13 protein-coding genes are annotated in these 16,163 nt (G+C 50.3%); 6 read left to right on the top strand and 7 right to left on the bottom strand.

Translation table 11 applies throughout. The features are described from left to right. Positions 1-190: 190 nt before the first annotated feature. Positions 191-3,922 carry a methionine synthase gene (metH, locus tag ACFOE0_RS02330; protein ID WP_248937343.1) on the top strand — a complete coding sequence of 1,244 codons (3,732 nt, stop codon included), beginning with the start codon at positions 191-193 and terminating at the stop codon, positions 3,920-3,922. 594 nt (positions 3,923-4,516) lie between these two features. Here metH and ACFOE0_RS02325 read toward each other — a convergent pair. Next, on the bottom strand, positions 4,517-5,077 hold the full coding sequence (locus ACFOE0_RS02325; protein ID WP_248937342.1) for a GNAT family N-acetyltransferase: 561 nt from the start codon (positions 5,075-5,077) through the stop codon (positions 4,517-4,519). Positions 5,078-5,322: 245 nt separating this feature from the next. Beyond that, positions 5,323-5,748, bottom strand: coding sequence for a hypothetical protein (locus tag ACFOE0_RS02320; protein WP_248937341.1), 426 nt, complete (start codon positions 5,746-5,748; stop codon positions 5,323-5,325). 269 nt (positions 5,749-6,017) lie between these two features. Here ACFOE0_RS02320 and ACFOE0_RS02315 point away from each other — a divergent pair, with 269 nt between their 5' ends. Both ACFOE0_RS02315 and ACFOE0_RS02310 read left to right on the top strand, forming a co-directional pair. Beyond that, the gene (locus tag ACFOE0_RS02315) at positions 6,018-6,482 is read left to right on the top strand and encodes an MBOAT family protein (protein WP_248937340.1); all 465 of its coding nucleotides are present in this window, start codon (positions 6,018-6,020) and stop codon (positions 6,480-6,482) included. A 124-nt stretch (positions 6,483-6,606) separates the two neighbouring features. Continuing rightward, entirely contained in the window at positions 6,607-6,855 is a 249-nt protein-coding gene (locus ACFOE0_RS02310) for a DUF3297 family protein (RefSeq protein ID WP_248937339.1), read from the top strand. 88 nt (positions 6,856-6,943) lie between these two features. Here the strand turns inward: ACFOE0_RS02310 and ACFOE0_RS02305 are convergent, their stop codons facing one another. Together ACFOE0_RS02305 and ACFOE0_RS02300 are read right to left on the bottom strand one after the other, a co-directional pair. Next, the gene (locus ACFOE0_RS02305) at positions 6,944-9,544 is read right to left on the bottom strand and encodes a hypothetical protein (protein WP_248937338.1); all 2,601 of its coding nucleotides are present in this window, start codon (positions 9,542-9,544) and stop codon (positions 6,944-6,946) included. 247 nt (positions 9,545-9,791) lie between these two features. Further along, positions 9,792-10,796, bottom strand: a complete 1,005-nt coding sequence (locus ACFOE0_RS02300) for an AraC family transcriptional regulator (RefSeq protein WP_248937337.1) — start codon at positions 10,794-10,796, stop codon at positions 9,792-9,794. 197 nt (positions 10,797-10,993) lie between these two features. Here ACFOE0_RS02300 and ACFOE0_RS02295 point away from each other — a divergent pair, with 197 nt between their 5' ends. Beyond that, positions 10,994-11,254, top strand: coding sequence for a DUF2999 family protein (locus tag ACFOE0_RS02295; RefSeq protein WP_115137064.1), 261 nt, complete (start codon positions 10,994-10,996; stop codon positions 11,252-11,254). Positions 11,255-11,307: 53 nt separating this feature from the next. Here the strand turns inward: ACFOE0_RS02295 and ACFOE0_RS02290 are convergent, their stop codons facing one another. Then, on the bottom strand, positions 11,308-11,625 hold the full coding sequence (locus ACFOE0_RS02290; RefSeq protein ID WP_248937336.1) for a hypothetical protein: 318 nt from the start codon (positions 11,623-11,625) through the stop codon (positions 11,308-11,310). An 80-nt stretch (positions 11,626-11,705) separates the two neighbouring features. On the opposite strand from ACFOE0_RS02290, the gene ACFOE0_RS02285 reads away from it, so the two are divergent. Then, positions 11,706-13,631, top strand: a complete 1,926-nt coding sequence (locus ACFOE0_RS02285) for an alpha/beta hydrolase family protein (RefSeq protein WP_248937335.1) — start codon at positions 11,706-11,708, stop codon at positions 13,629-13,631. Positions 13,632-13,663: 32 nt separating this feature from the next. Here ACFOE0_RS02285 and mtgA read toward each other — a convergent pair whose 3' ends face one another. Both mtgA and ACFOE0_RS02275 read right to left on the bottom strand, forming a co-directional pair. After that, positions 13,664-14,389 (bottom strand): monofunctional biosynthetic peptidoglycan transglycosylase, encoded by a 726-nt coding sequence (mtgA, locus tag ACFOE0_RS02280; protein WP_248937334.1) that lies wholly within the window; start codon positions 14,387-14,389, stop codon positions 13,664-13,666. Between the two features lie 77 nt (positions 14,390-14,466). After that, positions 14,467-15,411, bottom strand: a complete 945-nt coding sequence (locus ACFOE0_RS02275) for an alpha/beta hydrolase (protein ID WP_248937333.1) — start codon at positions 15,409-15,411, stop codon at positions 14,467-14,469. Between the two features lie 195 nt (positions 15,412-15,606). Between ACFOE0_RS02275 and ACFOE0_RS02270 the strand changes: the two genes are divergently transcribed. Beyond that, a complete protein-coding gene (locus ACFOE0_RS02270) occupies positions 15,607-16,146 on the top strand; it encodes a DUF6985 domain-containing protein (protein ID WP_248937332.1) in 540 nt (179 codons plus the stop codon). Positions 16,147-16,163 lie beyond the last annotated feature (17 nt).

The following is a 16,163-nucleotide window of genomic DNA, read 5'->3' as shown; positions in this document are numbered from 1 at the left end:
GAGTTTTGATAAAATTTGAGCGCCCGGCTTGCCCTGCACACTCAAGGTGAATATTATGGACGTCTATACGTATAAATGTCCAAACCAATTTCTGTAATAACCCAGGCTCTCAAGTCAGGCTATTGAACTAAGTTATTGAGTATGAACAACCGCCTGCAGATGCAGCGGCGCAGCGCACAGGAAGTAAAGCATGGCAAGCCCTACACCACATACCCTCGAATCCAGCCAGGCAGTCTTTGACTCCCTGCAGCAGTCACTGGCCAAACGTATTCTTATTCTCGATGGTGCCATGGGAACCATGATCCAGCAGCACAAACTGGAGGAGGTCGATTACCGTGGCGACAGGTTCAGCGACTGGCATTGCGATGTCAAAGGCAACAATGACCTGCTGGTACTGAGTCAGCCACAGCTTATCAGGGATATCCACAAAGAGTACCTGCTGGCTGGCGCCGATATTCTGGAAACCAATACCTTCAACGCTACCACTATCGCCATGGCTGACTATGATATGCAATCGCTGTCGGCAGAAATTAACCGCGAAGGTGCCCGCCTTGCCCGGGAAGTAGCAGATGAGATCACTGCCCAAACGGGTATTCAGCGCTATGTGGCCGGGGTACTGGGCCCTACAAACCGAACCTGCTCCATCAGCCCTGATGTGAACAACCCGGGCTTTCGTAATGTGCACTTTGATGACCTAGTCGAGGCCTACACAGAATCCACCACAGCACTGATTGAAGGTGGCGCCGACATCATTCTGGTGGAAACCATTTTCGATACCCTCAACGCCAAGGCTGCGCTGTTTGCCATTGAAGGTGTGTTCGAGTCTTTGGGCTTTAAACTGCCGGTAATGATTTCAGGCACTATTACCGATGCCTCGGGCCGCACTCTGACCGGCCAGACAACTGAAGCCTTCTATAACTCGCTGCGCCATGTAAACCCAATCAGCATGGGACTGAACTGCGCTCTGGGGCCAAAAGAGCTTCGTCCCTATGTGGAAGAACTGCACCGCATCAGTGAATGCGCTATTTCAGCTCACCCCAATGCCGGTCTGCCCAATGAGTTCGGCGGCTATGATGAAACGCCTGAGGAGATGGCGGAAGTGATCAGTGAGTGGGCCGAAGCTGGCATGCTCAATATCGTTGGTGGCTGCTGTGGTACCACCCCTGAGCATATCCGGGTTATCCGCGAGGCCATTGATCACTTTGCTCCCCGCATCGCTCCGGATATCCCGGTCGCCTGCCGTTTGTCTGGTCTGGAGCCCTGCACCATAGAAGCGGACTCTCTGTTTGTGAACGTAGGTGAGCGCACCAATGTCACCGGCTCAGCGCGTTTTTTACGACTGATTAAAGAAGGCCAGTATGAAACCGCGCTGGAAGTCGCCCGGGATCAGGTAGAGAACGGCGCCCAAATCATCGATATCAATATGGATGAAGGCATGCTGGATGGCGTGGAGGTGATGACCACCTTCCTCAACCTGATTGCCTCTGAGCCTGATATCAGCCGCGTACCTGTGATGATTGACTCCTCCAAGTGGGAAGTGCTGGAGGCAGGCCTTAAGTGCATTCAGGGCAAGGGCATAGTCAACTCCATCTCGCTCAAAGAAGGCGAAGAGCTCTTTATTCAGCAGGCTAAGCTGATCAAACGCTATGGTGCCGCAACTATCGTCATGGCCTTCGATGAGACAGGCCAGGCCGATACCCGCAACCGTAAGATTGAGATCTGTACCCGCGCCTACAATATTCTGGTGAATCAGGTGGGCTTTCCACCGGAAGATATCATCTTCGATCCCAATATCTTTGCCATTGCCACAGGCATTGAAGAGCACGACAACTATGCGGTGGACTTTATTGAGGCCACGGCAGAGATTAAGCGTACCCTGCCCCACGCCATGATTTCCGGTGGAGTCTCCAACGTCTCATTCTCCTTCCGCGGCAATAATCCCGTGCGCGAAGCCATTCATGCAGTGTTCCTGTACCACGCGATTAAGGCGGGTATGGACATGGGCATTGTTAACGCCGGTCAATTGGCGATTTACGACGACATTGATGCCGAACTGAAAGAAAAGGTTGAAGCCGTGGTGCTTAACCTGCCCTGCCCGGTGGCAGACTCCTCCAATACCGAACAATTGCTGGAGATCGCAGAGAAGTACAGGGGGGACGGCAGCGCCGGTGCCAAGAAGGAAGATCTGGCCTGGCGCGAGTGGCCTGTCAACAAGCGCCTGGAGCATGCACTGGTCAAAGGCATTACCGAGTACATAGATAGCGACACCGAAGAGGCCCGTCAGCAAGCCAGCCGTCCGCTGGATGTGATTGAAGGCCCGCTGATGGATGGCATGAATGTGGTAGGCGATCTGTTTGGTTCAGGCAAAATGTTCCTGCCTCAGGTGGTTAAATCCGCGCGGGTAATGAAGAAAGCAGTGGCCTACCTCAATCCCTATATCGAAGCCGAAAAGGTGGAAGGCCAAAGCAATGGTAAGGTGCTTATGGTCACGGTGAAGGGCGATGTGCACGATATAGGTAAAAACATTGTTGGCGTGGTGCTGGCCTGTAACGGCTATGAGGTGATAGATCTCGGCGTTATGGTGCCGGTGGAGAAAATCATTGAGGTGGCCAAGGCGGAGAAAGTCGACATTATTGGTATGTCAGGCCTGATAACCCCAAGCCTGGATGAGATGGTACACAATGTAAAAGCCTTCACCCGTGAAGGCCTGACCATTCCCGCCATTATCGGCGGCGCCACCTGCTCTAAAATCCATACCGCGGTGAAGATTGCGCCCCATGCCCCCCATGGCGCCATCTATATTCCGGATGCCTCCCGTGCCGTGCCCATGGTCAGTAAGCTGATTAACAACCAAACCCGTCAACCCACCATAGATGCCATCTATGAGGAGTATGACGAAATGCGTGAAAAGCGCCTGTCTCAGGCCAAGCGCAAAGAGATTGTCTCCATTGAAGCGGCACGGGAAAACCATTGCCAGCTGGATTGGCAGGCTCACACGCCTTTTAAGCCTAAACAGCTGGGCATTCAGGTGTTTGACGACTACCCGCTTGAAGACTTGGTGGACCGTATCGACTGGACGCCATTCTTCCGCGCCTGGGAGCTACATGGTCACTTCCCCCGGATTCTGGAAGATGAAGTGGTGGGCGAAGAGGCCCGTAAGCTGTATGCGGACGCAAAAGTAATGCTGCAAACCATCATCGATGAAAAGTGGCTGACCGCCAAAGGCGTGATTGGTCTGTTCCCGGCCAATACCGTTAACCATGACGACATTGAGCTCTATACCGATGAGTCTCGCTCAGAGGTGCTGATGACCACTCACCACCTGCGTATGCAGATAGAGCGTGTCGGCAATGACAACTTCTGTCTGGCGGATTTTGTCGCTCCCAAAGACTCAGGCGTGGCCGACTACACCGGCGGTTTTGCGGTGACTGCGGGGCATGGCATTGATGAGCATCTTGAGCGCTTTGAAGCAAACCATGATGACTACAACGCCATTATGCTTAAAGTACTGGCTGACCGTCTGGCAGAGGCCTTTGCCGAGCGCATGCACGAGCGCGTTCGTAAAGAATTCTGGGGTTATGCTGCCGAGGAAGAGCTGGATAACGAAGCGCTTATCCGTGAAAAGTATAAAGGCATACGTCCTGCCCCAGGTTACCCTGCCTGCCCGGACCACACGGAAAAGGGCCTGCTGTGGGAGTTGCTTAAGCCCGACGAGTGTATTGACTTGAAGATCACCGAGAGCTTTGCCATGTACCCTACAGCCGCAGTCAGTGGCTGGTACTTCGCTCACCCCAAATCCCGCTATTTCGGCGTCACCAATGTGGGCAGAGATCAGGTAGAAGATTACGCTGTGCGTAAGGGAATGAGTGTTGCCGAGGTAGAGAAGTGGTTGCAGCCAGTGTTGGATTATGATGTGGAGTGAGGTCCTGAGTAGTCAGGACTTCACTTAAGCTCACGCGGTGTTAAAGTCGGCCTGACGGCCGAAGTACATCTTGGGTTTCCACCCCAAACCCGTGCAAGAGGGGATCAACAGCGGCAAACATCCATGTTTAACTGCCAGCTCGATATCCCTATCTCGCGCTCAAAGCTGGCCACATCGTGGCCATTCGCCCTCCTGCAGCTCCCTTGCCAAGTTAGTCATAAAAGCTAAAGCCTTCTAATCAGTATCAAAAAGCTTCTTTGAAGTAGAGTCCAATTCGGGCTTGAAGCAAACCATCTCACCATTTCCCAGTTCAAAGTAGATTCGCCCACAAACTGGGCATTGATAAACACTCTGTCGCCCATACTCCTTAGATCTAAGCGCCATACATGCGCGCTCCTTATCTTTAGAAGACGGTCCAGAATTCTCGATAGCATCATCCACTTCGTCCCAAAAAGGATTCCACTGTTTGTCTGGAATGATGTGAGCCTTATAATGGTGAGCGTCTGAAATATCATGTATTCGATGCCCACATTTACACTCGAACCACATTATCAGCCTCCAATTTCCCTTTGACGCTTACGGCTAACATAATCTTCACTGCTGGGGCGAACTATGCGTCCCAAGCTCGTGCTTGTTAGTGTTTTGCCACTGACTAATGGGTAGTTCATAGTGTAGAAGCTCACGACCACCAATCAACACCTCGCCCTTGAATACGAAACCATTTTTTGACAGGACTTTTCCAGAAGCCAAGTTTTCTGGTAGATGCCTTGCGTAAATAAGGTCTAGCCCAAATTTATTGAAGCCATATTTAACAACAAGAGAAGCAGCTTCCGAGCAGTAACCATTTCCCCAATATGGAACACCAAGCCAATACCCCAAATTTCCCGACAAGCCATCTATTTGCGTAATGCTGATGGCTCCAATGTGCTCCCCAGTGTCAGCAAGCTGAATAGCAAGTACGACGGCTTCTCTGTTTTGGAACCACGGCTCATGTTTTGAAATCCAATCTTCCGCCATCCCCTCTAAATATGGATGAGGAATATTGGCCGTCATCTCAGCAATAACCGTTGCGCCAGCTAATTTTTGGATACTTTTAGCGTCCGATTGCCGATAAGGGCGAAGCACTATTCTTTGGGATTCGAGTATTGGTATCAATTTTTATTTCCGGCCATTAGCGTCGAAGCAAAGGGCGGTGAAGATGACAGTAAAATACTTAGCTTGGCGTCAGCAGGAAATTCAACAGTTCTACCTGACCCAATACTTACCGTTTTCCTTTTCATTTGGCCCAATGTTCAAGAGTAATCACTCTTTTCCTTATCGCTTTGGAGAAGTAAAGCAGAAAAAAGACATAGATTCGTCGATGAAGAACATCACCTTAACTCAATCGAGGAGTTAGAGACTCAATCCGCTTCACTCGCCGTGGTATCAAAGTTCTTAAGCGACCTAAGGAACAGCCCCAAACCGCCGAAACTGAGAACCAGGATGACAATCAGATCAAATGCGGTCATAGCGCGCATACTGAAGTGAACAGAGGTGATAACCCCAAACAGCAGGGCGGCGATGGCGCCGAAGGTGAGCAGCCAGCCAATGGGATTTTTTGAGTTGTAGAACATGATGCCGACACCGAAGATAAAGGGCACCATCACCATACCTGTGGTGATACTGACGTTGAATCCCCCCGCCTGGAAGCCGTAGAGAGACATACCCATGCCGAAGCTGGAGCGCACCTGGATGGCATTTAGCAACAAATATAAACCCACTATCATCATGGTCAGGCCAATAAAAAAGTGTCCCAGCCCACCGCTACTGCCGCCTGCTCCGCGCATCCTTTTCTCCCGTCATGTCCCAGTGCTTTGCATCTAATATCGCCCCCGGGTTCAGTCATCAGGAAACGATATGATTAATATACATACAGGACATTTCTACCTTTTTAAAGCATCCCCCGACAGTCAGACGGTTATCCTCATAAGTTTCAGGTATGAATAACAAGGGACACGTAACTGAGTTTTAGGGCGTAAGCTCCATTTGGGTGAGATATTGTGTAGGCTGGTTAAACGGTAAACAGTCAATGCAGCTACAGGGAAGTAACAAAAATATGAGTAAATCCAGTTCACTGGGAGAGTACGTCAAAAAGCGCAATGGCCTGCCTTTGGGTGCGTCTGGGTCGTTACAGGCGATGCTGAGGCGCTCGTTAGGTGCAGAGTCCTTTCCTCAATTCTGGCAGCACTGGAACCCGATATGGAGTTACTACCTATCCCGTTATGTGATGCGACCTCTGGTCAAATTTCTGCCCCGTTGGCTGGCGATATTGATGACCTTTGCCGTCAGTGGCGCACTACACGATCTGGCAGTTACCCTGTTCAAATGGAAACCCATCTTTTTCTTTACCCCCTGGTTCACCTTTATGGGATTAGTGGTCGTGCTATCCAGCGCATTTGATATCAACTACAAAAGGCGGGGCATCACTGCTCGCATTTTCATCAACATTAGCCTGATTGTATTAACTTTTTATATCACCCATCTGCTTAGTTCGGGGCAGCTCTCTTTATCTTCAATCTGAGTATTTAGCTCACAGATGCGGAATCCACTTTAACAAGCACCGGCTGACAGGCTCATTATCTGTTGAGCCCGGTATAGCGATTGCCTACAATGTCGCTCGTTTCTATTTATTGAAGATAATTATCATGACTGATACTAAATCTCTGCCGGCACTGCCTGACCGCCTGTCTATCAACCCACGCAGCCCACACCATATTGCTGAAGTTTTTGAGCACGATATCGGCATCCGTATCAATGGCAAAGAGCGTTTTGACGTTGAAGAGTACTGCATCAGCGAAGGTTGGATTAAAGTCGCCTCTCCAAAGGCACTGGACCGCCGTGGTCAGCCACTGCTGATGACCATCAAGGGTCAGGTAGAAGCTTTCTACAAGTAACCTGCACAGGTACTTGCTGAACTCTAAGCTTTCAAAAGATTAAGCCCCGTCATTGAGACGGGGCTTTTTTATGACCTTACTATGGTCGCTACTCTATGTAGTAGAAGGCATCAGCCGCAATTGTTGGCGCCGTGCCTGCAGGCGCCTCACCTATCCAGCAGCCGGGATAGTCCGGTGTCCCAATTGGGCAAGGGTCACCTATATCTATCACCAGCCTATCGCCCTCTTGTTCAATATCTCCGGGTGTATAGCCGACAGGAATATTCACCTCACAGACACGGTAACTGGCAAAGTCATCACCTCCCGCAATATTTGTCGTATTCAGTGGACAGAATGCCGCTACAGGACCAGTTACCGGGTAAATAGTAATATTGCCTGAAGCACTGCTGTAATTACCGCCGGGTGGAACGATAGTCAATCTGCAATTACCGTTTACGAAGTCGTAAGTGGAAGCGCCTGGACATTCAACTTCATTTTCCAGGTAATAGTCCTGTCCCTCAACAAACCCAACTTTGCCTGTTGGTATATCGGCCACTTTACATGAGGCACCAACAATCGTCGGCGAGATAAAGGTGCCATCCCACCATGCAACATTTTGAGCGCACAATACTGGCTCAGGCTCTTCACAGGGGGTTGTCCAGGGTTCGATGGGCGTCGGTGTTACACCATCTCTCATGGCAATCAATTCAGCCTCAAAGACTTCCAGGTTTCCGACAGTTAAAGTGGCATGCTGGGAATTACACTTTTCATGATAAATATCATCAAAATCGGCACCCAGTGCACTTTCTGTGGGGACAAACGCATGTTCATCAATGGCATAGGTCATGGTGCCAATAGAATCACTGCTGCCGTTATAACCACCGGCTATATCTATAGGGGTGTGCCTGAAGCTTCCCGGTCTGACATCATCAGCCAAAGCACCGGAATAGATATCGTATGTCCATTCAGACAGTAATATGCCCAGCCATTTGAGCTTGCCATGAAACACCCTGCCATTGTGGTCAGTATTCGCTGACAGATAGATTTTTTTAACGCCCTCGGAAGCAGCCACATAGGATAAATTGGCCGCCAGACCATTGTTAAAGTTGTCACCTGTGCCACTGCCATTGGCAACACCTACATTGCGACTCAGCAGAGGTAAGCCCAGACCATGAATCTCAGCCATGAAGCTGTTGAAAAGACCTGATGGAGCATAGGTACCTGAGCCTGAATTGTAGTGATGCATTAACAGCTGACGGGCAGCAGGACTGTTGATGGCATCGATGAAGCCTCCCAATGCCTCACTATCACCGGGCAAGCTATCCAGATACGCGAGCTCAAGTTGCAGTCCGATCGGGATATTTGCCCCCTGATATTCAGTATCAAACGCCATAAATAATCTGGTGTTGTGCTCCTCGCTATTCATCTCTGCATGACGCAATCCGTAATTCACCACCTGCGCTCCCATGCTTCCGGCGATAACTGCCACGTCCGTTGTGTCTGGGGCTGCGTCCATAAGCGTTGGCAGCGTATCCACCATAAATGTTCTGAGCGCCTGCCCATTGCGCTGGATATAGTCATTGCCCACATGATAATCCAGCGTGATAACGTCAAAGCCCAAATCGATAAAACGGTCTATGCCTTCACCAAACTCATTCCACAGCGTGGTGGCATTGCGGTTATTGAGGATGTCAAAGCCATCCATAATCACCAGCGCCCGCTTAAGCTGATGACAGTCATCTGTGTCTCCCGATGCCGGATACACCCTGGCGTTGAGACGCCCAAACTCTCCAGCGTAAGCATGGGTAGCTACGGTTTGGGGAAGATCGCAGTGAGGCAAAGGCGGCTGATAAGGCAAATCACCTATACCACAGGGCAACACATCAACTTCAGAGACAGCATGAAACACGCCCGCGCTGGTGTTCAATGTGATATTGAAGCCTGCACCCGACAAATTCTGGACCTCTCCAGGGAGTTCAAAAGGCACGTCTGGTCTGACTGAAATAACTTCACGGCTGCCCTCGAACTGAATAGATGCAGAATGCAGAGATACTGGACTGCCGCGATAATTCATATTCGAGACAAGCATGTCGCTGGGAAGCACCATTTGGGGACTGGTGCACATGGCAGAACTCACCCCGGTAACACCGGCGCTTACAAACAATCCTGAACGCCAATAGGCCTGTGCCCCGCGGGGGTGGTACAGTTTGTTATCACGTACAATCAAGCGTCCATCTTCAAGTGACGCAGGGTCTATCGAGTCATAGTTCACTAATGAGACTGCCAAAGGCAAAGCCTGAAAACGCTCGAAATTGCGCTGCGTACGAAGTCGAATATCGGCAAGGGAGGGAAGCTGGTTAGTCTCTTTTGCCGCCTGGAACAGCTCACTGTACATATCAGAGAATACAGCCCCTTTAGCTGAATCCCGGCTATCATCACTGACCTTTCCATTACGCTGTAAAATGGATTGCCGATGCAGTAGTGCCCCTTTCTCCAGCCAAAAACCAGAAGGTAACTCAGACCTGTCCAACGCCGAGAACATAAGCTCCAGGTTTTCTGCCACACTGCCATCGCTCACCGTCAGTTGCTCTTGAACTGTCCTCCCATTTACCTCATAGCTATTAAAGCTATTCTCAGCAGTTCCGGCATGTGCCACTGCGATACTTCCGGCTATTGCTGCAGCAACAAACCTTTGCCCTAATTTATCCATTCCCATCTCCTTATTAATGACTGCTGCCTGATGCCTTTTGGCGGTTGGCAGGTATCTGCAAGGCGGGGAAAACACCCTTGTACGAAAAGTTCGTTTTGTTATTGGTTACAACGGACCCAACTGCTAGCCACAAATCCCAGCCCGATGATTTTCAGCCGAACTGAAGGATGTTTATCCCCGTAATCAGCCTATAAAAGAGCGCATAAGGAGTACTGACTTCAGATGCCATTTGAGATGGCATCCCGGGTCAATGAGAGGCGGTTAGTAATGATTGGCGAAAGGCATTGGGTGTCTTATCGGTCCAGCGCTTGAAAGCCCTTTGAAACGAGCTCTGCTCTGCAAAGCCAAGCAGCTGAGCAACCTGTAGGATCTCGACGTCAGCATTCTCAAGATAACGAATGGCATTCTTACGACGAACCTGATCAACAATCTCCCGATAGGTAAGCTGATAGTCATCCAATCGTCGTTGCAAGGTTCTTACACTCATACTGAATTTTGCAGCGGTAGACTCGATTTCCGGCACCCCATAAGGAAGCTGCTCCTGAATAAACCCGACAATGGCATCCAGCGAACAGCTGGTCACAAATCTGTCCATGATGTTTTCCGCCTTACGGATCAGTGAGTCGTGCACTATCGGGTTATGCTGGTTCAGCGGCAGGCCAAACGCAGAATTACACACATCCACTCCATTGAAGTCACTGCAAAAACTCACCTCACACTGGAAATACTCTTCATAGCTTTGTTGCGATGCCATAGCTGAGTGTTGAAAGCAGACCCTGCGCAGCGGTATTTTCTTTGCTGTTAACCGTCTTGCCATCGCAACCCAGCTCGTCACCACAGCTTCAACCACGTGGTGGCTGCAGTGATAAGCAGGAACCCACTTCAACAGCGTGAATTGCTCCCCATATTCGTGTTCGGGTAAACCGCAGGTTCCTGCCAGAGACTGGAACTTCATCTGGTTTTCCAATGCATCCTTGATGGTCGATGATGTGTAGGCGATATATCCCAATATTCCCCACTGACCGGCATCGACGCATTGTCCAAACTCGAAGCCAAGCTGAGGCCTGTTGAGCCGTTGTTGGGCAAAGCTGATTAAGCGCTCATAGATTTCTACATCAATCGTCTGCCCCGGACACAGAGCTTCCATGGCATACATATCGATTTCATTTTCAGGCTCCAGCCCGTGTTGACGGATGAAATTAACAAAGGAACAAACGGTGTCAGCGGGGACAGTTATCAGACTCTCTTCCATCTTGTATGCCTCTCAACATCACAGTGACCCTTTGAGAGCATGTTATTACCGAGTCGATAGACAAAACGAACGAAACAGTGGGCAATATCGGGCAAATCATCAAAAATTGCCCCGGGACGTCCCAAGCTAACACACCACTTAACGGTAGTGCTAAAATCTTGCTCAGAACGAATTAAGTTGAGTATTAAGGAAGTATTGTGAATCCAATTATTGCCCTGTTAAAAGAACACAATGTCAGTGACGAGCAGATCCATTCTCTGTTTCAGACCCTGACTGAAAACCCTATGATGGCCATGGCGACTCTGGGCCAGTTGGGCCTGCCACCTGAAAAGCTGCAGGCTCTGATGATGCAGGTTATGCAGAATCCTGCCCTGATTAAAGAAGCTGTGGAAGAGTTGGGGCTGGACTTCTCCAAAGTAGAAGCCGCTAAAGAAAAGATGCAACAGCAGCAAGGCTAAGTCTGCTGACTTACTAACAAAACACCCGGTCATTGCCGGGTGTTTTTATATGCTTAAAGCGTATCAAGTTTGGACTGGATATCTTGTTGCCGGCGGTTGAGTTGTAGCACCCGCATAGCCTCCCACATTGAGATTAATGCGCCCACAGCAAGCAAGCCATAACAGTTGATAGGATCATCAAGAAAAGGCAAAAACTTCTCACCCTCAACAAATATCCCGTATACCCCCAAGCCCAACATAATCGCCCCCGGTAAGCCAATAAGCTGAGTCATCAGCATGGATTTCTTCACTGCCGCCAGTTCAGCCTCAAGTTTTGTTTTCGTTCTCTGCCTCTCTGCATGGAAAAAAGCATGATAGTAATTCTCCCTCATTCAAATAACATACTAGGCAAATATGAGGTTGCAACCTTGGCGAACAAACTGAATTTGCCAATGATTCCCGGAGGGAACCGATGAAATTCATGCCACTTTTTGCCACATTGCTCAGCACACTTGTTTTGGTTTCACATGCCAAAGCAGAGAAAGTACCAGAGCTCCCCCTTGAAGCTTATGCCAGCTTGCCTGATATGAGCAGGCCTGATCTGTCTCCGGACGGAAAACGCCTGGCTTTCATTAAAAATATGGAAGGCACTCTGGTTCTCATGGTGTTCGACCTGGAAAAACGCACCAACAACCCAATCATCAGATCAGATAACAAAGAGGTATTTCTTGACTGGTTCTCCTGGTTGAACGATACCAACCTGCTGATTGGGGCACGGGATGTACGACGGGATGGAGCAATCAGGTACACAGTAACACGCATGCAGAATGCGGACCTTTCCGATGGAGTGAAGCTAACATCTGCACTGAAATTAAAAGAGAGTGATAAGCCCCCCCAGTTTCAGGACAACATCATCAGTATGCTCCCCGATGACGATATCAGGGTGCTGATGCAGCTGGATCTGAAGCAAACCAATGCGCCGGGGGTGTACAGAGTAAACCCGACAACCGGTCGCTACCAGCGAGTACTGCGGGGTAAAAGCCAAATCAGCCATTGGATATCAGACCGCCAGGGCAATATCCGCATGGGTTACGGACAGGAAGATGGCAAGGCGTTTTACCGTTTGTACTCGCCTGATACCAATGAGTGGCAGCCGTTTGCAGAATACGAGTTGTTCTCAGCCGACTCAATCAGCGTAAAAGGCTTCGGTAAAGACCCAGATATCCTTTACTTCACCGCTATCCATGAAGGAAGAGACGCGCTTTTTCGCCAGTCACTTAAAGGTAATAACAAACCTGAGCTGATTTATGCCGATCCCAAATTTGATGTTCAGGGAAGCCTGGTTTATTCAGACAGCACAGGAGAAGTGGTTGGCTTTGCACACTCCAATGCCCAGGATGCAGTGGTTTACTGGGATGAAGACATGCTCAAGCTACAAAGGTCGTTGGCTGCAGCCCTGCCCGACAGTAATAACTATGTGTTGGATACGAGTCAGGATGGCAACCGCTATCTGGTCTATCACACCTCCGCCTCTGAGCCGGGGATCTACCTGCTGGGAGATCGAAAACAAGGTACGTTGGATTACATCGGTTCCCGTTACGACGCTATCAACGAGAGCAACTATGCTGGCAAACAAGCGATTCGCTACAAAGCCCGTGACGGGTTGGAGATAGCTGGCTATTTAACTGTGCCCCTGAGCCGACAGGACAAGGAAAAGCTGCCGACAATTATTCTTCCCCATGGTGGGCCTCACGCCAGGGACTTTGCCAATTTTGACTACTGGTCAGAGCTACTTGCCAATCGAGGTTATCTGGTGCTTCAGCCAAACTTCAGGGGCTCATCAGGATATGGTTATGAGTTTGAAATGTCGGCCATGCAGGACTGGGGTGGCGCTATGCAGGATGACTTGCAGGACGCCGCCAACTATCTGGTACAGCAAGGGTTGGCCGATCCGGAGCGCATTTGTATCGGAGGTGGCAGCTATGGGGGCTACGCAGCACTAATGGCCGTGGTAAAACACCCTGAAACATTCAAGTGCGCAGCCAGTTTTGCCGGCGTCTCAGACCTTGAAAAGCTGGTGTCCCGTCGTATCCGACATTTCACCAACAAGGATCTCTATCGCGCCCAATTCGGTGAAGATGACGAAAAGCTGGCGGCGGTATCTCCTGTGAATGCAGCCAAACAGATTAACCGGCCAGTGTTACTGGTTCACGGGACTGACGATGCATCAGTGTTTGTCAGTCAGAGCAGAGATATGGCGTCAGCCCTGGAAAGTGCCGACAAAGAAGTGACCTATATTGAACTTGAGGATGGCGATCACCATCTGTCTCATCAGGCCCATCGGGTTGAAACCCTGGAAGCCTTTGTCGAGTTTTTTGATAAGAATCTGAAACAGTAAAAACTTTTATCGCAGTGATGACGGACCAGTCATCACTGCAACTGTTTCAAGGTTCCCATCCCCAACTGTCGCATCTGCTTTTGTATCCAGTTTGCTCTCTCGTTCATATAGGCAGAGGGTGGACTGATACGGTATTTCCAGGGACTGGGCAAAATCGCTGCAAGCAAAGCCGCTTCTCTGGCAGTAAGCTGGCTCGCTGATTTATGAAAATAGAACTCAGCGGCCGCGCCAACGCCATAAATACCCGGGCCAAACTCGGCTATATTCAGGTACAGCTCCAGCGTCCGTTCTTTACCGGCGATGGCGTTAAGCAGCAGGGCAAACCAGGCCTCCAGCCCCTTGCGGACCAGCGAACGTGATGGCCACAGAAACAGGTTTTTGGCGGTTTGTTGAGTCAGGGTACTGGCACCACGCAACCGCTCACCGGCTTGCCTGTCTTCCAGAGCGACCGTGATAGCCTCAAAATCCACGCCCCAGTGCACCGGAAATCGCTGATCTTCTGAAGCGATAACCGCCAACTGCATATTGGGTGATATCTGTTTGAGATCCTGCCACTCATGCATGGCCACTATGTCAGGATCCGGGGGAAACAAAGCACGCTCCATCCGCCAGGCCCAGGTTGGCGGATTAACAAAGGTCACCAACACCACCATAAGCAGGGACAGCAACACAAAGCCCAACAGCAATCGCCGCCCCCAAAACCACAGCCAACTGACAGTGCGTCTGCTCTTTGATTTGCCTTTTGTTTGTGTGGCCAACCGGCTCTCCTTCCAGGCTGGAAAGTCATACTGTTAACGTTGACACCAGTCTAGTCAATTTTATAACCGGCGGCGACTCACTCCTCCCCCTGCAGCTCAGCTCTTCCCAGCAGGAAGGTCAAGGGGATTGCCAATCTGTCAGCCCAGGCATTCTCAGAGTGATTGGTACCCGGGAAGAACCTGGTTTGCCATTGAGGACTCGACCAGCCCTGTGCAGCCATCACCTTATCCACCGCCTGCTGCAATGGAGGATAGAGCGCATCCAAAGTCTGATCGCCATAGTCAAAATACAGCTTACGGCTGTTGGCCTCAGGCAATTTATGCTCAAGGTAGTCTCTGAATGCTTCCGGTATCGGATTGTTATTCAGGTCATGAATACCGGGCCAGTGGGTGGATAAACAGGCTGCACCACCAAACACCTCAGGATACTGGGTAAGGCCATACATGGAGATAAGTCCTCCCATGCTGGAGCCCATAAGGAAAGTGTATTCTGGCCCTGTGTGTACCGGGTAATGACGATCGATATAGGGTTTCAGCTCTTCAACCAGGAACTTCAGATAATCATCAGAATAGGGCTGACGCACGGGAACCCCGGACTGCTTCTGAAACTCAAAAAAGGCTTGCTGCCCATGCTCATCAAGGCCGTCAAAAGCCTGCTGCGGAAAATACTCAGCCCGTCGGTGCTCACCGGCGTTATGCACCCCCACTACCATAAATGGAATTGTCGTTCCGTTGTCGATAAGTTGCTGGGCTACTTCATCAACCCGCCATTCCTGTCCATTCCAACTGGTCGTCGCATCAAACAGCATCTGGCCGTCATGCATATAAAGCACCGCCAGCTTTTTTCCGTCGACATTGTCCGGCAACCAAACTTCAACCGTACGCGGCTGGACTGATTTAAAGGTGACGCCCTGTAGCTGCTCCAACTGACCTGCAGATACCTGTGGTGCTTTTTCTGCCCACGCCTGCACAGCCCCCAGCAGTAAGGCCACACCTGTGGCTACCTTGGTTATCGCTCTCATCCGGATTCCTTGCCCTTTTCGATCTTACGAGTATGCAGCAGCCTGCCTCACCGGCAATAAACATACGTATGCATTCTCTGTCATGCAGAACAACTTCCTATACTCTTGATCAGGTTTTAGCCCTAATGGCTCATTGTCTATCAACAGGGCAAACGGCTTAATGAGTTCAGCCTTCAACCTAAAGGATACTGACGCATGGACTTACTCTCTCCGCTGGGTGCTTTGCATCCCGATGAAGATATTCAGGATTGGCTCGTAACTGAGCCTAAAACGATAGCAGTTCTGGATAACCAGGCTCTCTCCTTCACCCTGATAGACATCGCAGAAGACCCGGCTCCGCAGGAGTTTGTCGCAGCCATCGAGGCTTTTATGTCTTTGTCCCTAGAATCCCGGCAAGTAGTCCAGCCATATGTGTTTCAGTCTTACCAACATATGCTCGATGAGCTGGAAGAGTTTGAGCTGGAGGAGTGGGATTTGGAGATTGAGGACCCAAGTGAGATTTGGGACTTCATCGAATTCAAGAAGATCTACGTAAGTCGCCGCGCCTATGGTGATAAAGCCGTTTACATCAGTGTCGAGGCCAATTGTGAATGGGAGCCTGAGCACGGCTTACAGCTGGTATACAGGGCGGGTTCGACTCTTGTCAGAGTGAGTGAGCAGGATGGCAGTCTTACCAACGCGGATGCCTTTGCCCTGGAAGAGAGCGAAGACTGCATTCTGTATCACATCGACTAAGCGATACCTGTCAGCTG

Origin of the sequence: Shewanella submarina (assembly GCF_042646185.1) — a bacterium.
Taxonomy (GTDB): domain Bacteria; phylum Pseudomonadota; class Gammaproteobacteria; order Enterobacterales; family Shewanellaceae; genus Shewanella; species Shewanella corallii.
The sequence above is the reverse complement of the archived record's forward strand: the minus strand, read 5'-3'. Positions and strand labels throughout refer to the sequence as shown.